The following is a 4,125-nucleotide window of genomic DNA, read 5'->3' on the forward strand; positions in this document are numbered from 1 at the left end:
GGTGCCGCCATGGGTGGTTTTCTGGGTGTCCAAATTTCAATGTTGCTCGATGTGCGCGCTGCTAAGAAGGCGGTGTCTGAACCGGTCAAGACGTCGCCTTCCTACCGGTAGGTGCTCTCGATTAAAGAGGTGTTCGTGGAAAACAGGGGAGTCTTAATCGGATCCATCATTTTTGTGTTTGGGTCGTTCGTGCTCATGGTCGGCCTGTTGGTGTATGAGTCCTATAAGGCCAAGCAAATGAAACAGCTTGTCGCATCAGTGAAGTCGGAAACCCGACCGACGGCGAGCAGTCTGCCGGCTCAGGATTTTTCGATGTACAAGACGAAAATCGGCGATGAAGGTCGTGAAATGGTGCAGATTCCGGAAGGGCCTTTTACGATGGGGAGCAATGACGGTGATCCGGATGAAGCTCCCGAACATCAGGTCTATCTGAAGGGATTCTATCTCGACCAAAAAGAAGTCACCCAAGAGGAATACATGCGGTTCGCAAAAATGACCAAGCGCGCTATGCCCAGGATCGAGGTGTTTGACGACGATCAGTCAAAGATTTTGAAGCCGGGCTTGGCTGCCATGAGCGTCTCCTGGGACGAAGCGGCAGCCTACTGCAAGTGGGCCGGCAAGCGACCCCCCACTGAAGCCGAGTGGGAGAAGGCCGGCCGCGGGGAAAGCAAGAGAAAATATCCGTGGGGAGATAAATTTGTGACCAACGCCGCCAATGTCGATGGCAGCGAGGACGGGTATAGGTATCTGGCTCCTCCCGGATCGTTCGATGCAGGACGAAGTCCCTACGGTCTTTATGACATGACGGGTAATGTGGCGGAATGGGTGGAAGATTCATACAGCGAACACTACTATAAGAAATCCCCGTTTCGTGACCCCAAGGGACCGGAGGACTCCGACCTTAAAGTCGTGCGCGGAGGCTCATGGCGGGAAACCGAGCATAATGCGAGATTGTCAAAGCGGTTTACCGCCAAACATTGGCGGACAGATGTGACGATCGGCATTCGTTGTGCGAGTGATCTGGATCAAACTGCCGGAGGCGGGGCTGAGTCATAGATCGGCATGCTCGAATCAAAATTCAAATTGGTCTTCCTGATTGTCGTATTGGCCTGTGCCGCGATGCCCATCATCGCGATCTTGCGTGGGACCACGTTAACGCCGTATGAAAAGTCAGAATCTGAAGCTGGCGCTGAAGTTGAGCCGGCGGCAGAGAGCGATCCCGGAGAGGAGCCGATACAGGATGATATGGTGACGATTCCGGCAGGGCCGTTCGTACGTGGAACTGAGAGCGGAGGGTTCGATGAACAGCCGCGGCGCACCATCTTCCTCGATGCCTTTTCGATCGATCGGTACGAAGTCACCAATCATCAATATCAACAATTCGTTCTGGCGACCGGTCATCGGAAGCCCGGGCTACCCGCGCGTTACGCCAAGGGCGGTGGAAAGGTGAAAGGAATAAATCAGCCGGTCGTCTATGTGTCGTGGGATGATGCCTCGGAATACTGCCGATGGAAAGGCAAGCGGCTTCCAAGCGAAGCCGAATGGGAAAAGGCCATGCGAGGCACCGACGGGAGGCTATGGCCATGGGGGGATCAAGAGCGGCCTCATGGTGCGAATTGGGCCCGTGTGCAGGACGGCCATGAGGTATCCGCTCGTGTGGGGACTTTCGTGACCGACAAGAGCCCGTATGGGGTGATGGATGGTGCCGGTAATGTCATCGAATGGGTGGCCGACTGGTATGGTGAGACTTATTACAAGGATTCTCCGGAACAGAATCCACCGAGTCCTGAGTATGGTACCTATCGGGTGCTACGGGGTGGAGGCTACACTACGACCGGCGGGGATATTCGGATCACCAGCCGAAGCAAAATGATGCCGGATTTTCGGGATGAGACGATCGGATTTCGCTGCGCGAGTTCCGTGATGGGAACGAAAGAAGATGGAGAGAGGAGTCTGACGAATTCACAGGAAATCAAAGTAGTAGAGGATCAAAAACACGGCCAAAATGATGTTGACAACCATACCGGCCAAAACTATAATGTCAAACACTTTTGAGTTTTTCGTCACGGTTTCTCCTGTTGCTGCAATTGCCAACGACAAAAATCTGATAACACAGGGTTAAGTGCCTGTCAAGAAATGCCGTAATTCAGAATTCCCTTCCAACTATCTTGATCGGAGTAAAAGCAACGATGGCTACAGCTACCCCTGACAGCGACATTAAGATAAAAATCGGGAAGATGATTTTCTACATCACCTGTGCGGCCGGGCTATGGTTTTTCTACTGGTTTGCTGGAATCCAGTGTCCCTGCTGAGATCATTGATCTCGCCTAATTCCCGGGGTCTGGTTCCTAAATCCAATTCAACGGATGGCTTAGGTAGTAGAGGAGAATGGTGAAATGAGTGCGTTGAATAATCCCGTCATCGCGGTAATCGTCTCTCTCATTATTGCAGTCGGTTACTTTACGCTGGTCGACCATTACCTGATGGATATGCAGGGGTTGGACTACTGGTACCTGTTCCGGAAGTAAGGCAGTAAAAAGGTAGTCGATCTCTTGGTGGATTTTGTGAACTTTTAACATACTAAGTGTATCTAAGGAGGTATCCCATGGGCCTTTTAACCGGCAAGCGCGTATTTTCAGTCATGGCGCTCTGCATGATGGTCGGCCTCCTTCTGCTTCCGATCATCGTCGCTGTACCTTCACCGGCTATCGGTGAGGAGGCTCCCGCCGGCGATGCGGCGAAGAAGGATGGAGATAAAGTTGAGAAGGGTCGGGATGTCTACTACAAGACGGAGGGCATTGTAGTCGGTGCCCCTGCTCCCAAGACTACGGATGGCCCCAAAGACTATCCGCGATACAATTTCGAAAGTCGTGTCTTAATTTGGTTTGCCAACCAGCAGCATCTTTATTATGGGAGCTTCGTGTTGGCTGTGCCGATTTTCTGTATGATCATCGAGTTCATGGGCGTTGTGACCAAGGACAAGGCGCTCGCGAAGCGTTACGATCAACTGGCCTATGATTTTATCAAGATCAGTCTTACGGCTTACTCGCTCACGGCCATTCTTGGCGGCATTCTGATCTTTACATTTTTGACTCTGTATCCGGCGTTTTTTGGATATCTGTCCAGTATCTTCCGTCCGGTCATGCACATCTATGCATTGATGTTCGTGGCTGAGAGCGGGACCCTCTATATCTATTATTATGGCTGGGACAAGATGAAGGAGGGTTTCCTGAAGTGGATTCATCTGAGCATGTCGGTGGTCTTGAATATCATCGGCACACTGCTCATGTTTCTGGCGAACTCGTGGATCGGTTTCATGATGTCGCCGGCCGGTGTCGATGAGCAGGGTCGATACCTGGGGAATATTTGGCATGCGATCCACACTGCCTTGTGGAACCCTCTGAATCTTCACCGCATCCTGGGGAACATGGCTTTCGGCGGTGGTGTCGTCGCTGCGTATGCTGCGTATAAGTTTCTAGCCTCAAAGACTGATGAAGATCGAGCTCATTATGACTGGATGGGCTACATCGCAATGGCGCTTGGCGTGTCCTTCTTGATCCCGCTGCCTTTTGCCGGTTACTGGCTCATGCGTGAGGTGTATGCGTATCGTCAGCAGATGGGGATTACGTTGATGGGCGGCTTGCTGGCTTGGCTGTTTATTATTCAGGCCACTATGATCGGAATTCTCTTTTTGAGCTCCAATTACTACCTCTGGCAGGCAATGGGCCGCATGCGTGGAGCTGAGAAGTATCAACGGTACATTAAATACCTTGTGTTTCTGCTCATCTGCGGATTCTTGGTTTTTATTACGCCGCACACCATGGTCATGACGCCTGCTGAATTGAAGGCTATGGGAGGACAGCAGCATCCAGTATTGGGTAACTTCGGGGTTATGTCGGCGAAAAATGGCGGCATCAATGTGATGATTACGACCACGGTGTTGAGCTTCGTCTGGTATATGCGAGGCAACAAGGTCTCAACCGTATCATGGGCGAAGTTCGGGAACATTTTCATGGGTGTATTCTTTGCCTGCGCATACATTAACATTATCTGGCTTGCTATCTACGGGTATTACATCCCGGCGAACGTGCGAGTCGGTTTGTCTGTTCCTCAAGTCGCGACCAC

At 51.7% G+C, this 4,125-nt stretch carries 4 protein-coding genes; all 4 read left to right on the top strand.

The annotated features are described in order from the left end of the window. Positions 1 to 135: 135 nt before the first annotated feature. Positions 136 to 1,056, top strand: coding sequence for a formylglycine-generating enzyme family protein (locus ACOSYY_RS11095; protein ID WP_421662424.1), 921 nt, complete (start codon positions 136 to 138; stop codon positions 1,054 to 1,056). Between the two features lie 6 nt (positions 1,057 to 1,062). After that, positions 1,063 to 2,055, top strand: coding sequence for a formylglycine-generating enzyme family protein (locus ACOSYY_RS11100; protein WP_421662425.1), 993 nt, complete (start codon positions 1,063 to 1,065; stop codon positions 2,053 to 2,055). Positions 2,056 to 2,396: 341 nt separating this feature from the next. After that, positions 2,397 to 2,528: a hypothetical protein gene (locus ACOSYY_RS11105; protein ID WP_421662426.1), complete on the top strand. Its 132-nt coding sequence runs from the start codon at positions 2,397 to 2,399 to the stop codon at positions 2,526 to 2,528. A 77-nt stretch (positions 2,529 to 2,605) separates the two neighbouring features. Then, the coding region (locus tag ACOSYY_RS11110; protein ID WP_421662427.1) for a cytochrome ubiquinol oxidase subunit I at positions 2,606 to 4,125 on the top strand (1,520 nt) is incomplete at its 3' end.

The sequence above is a fragment of the Nitrospira sp. BLG_2 genome (assembly GCF_049222245.1).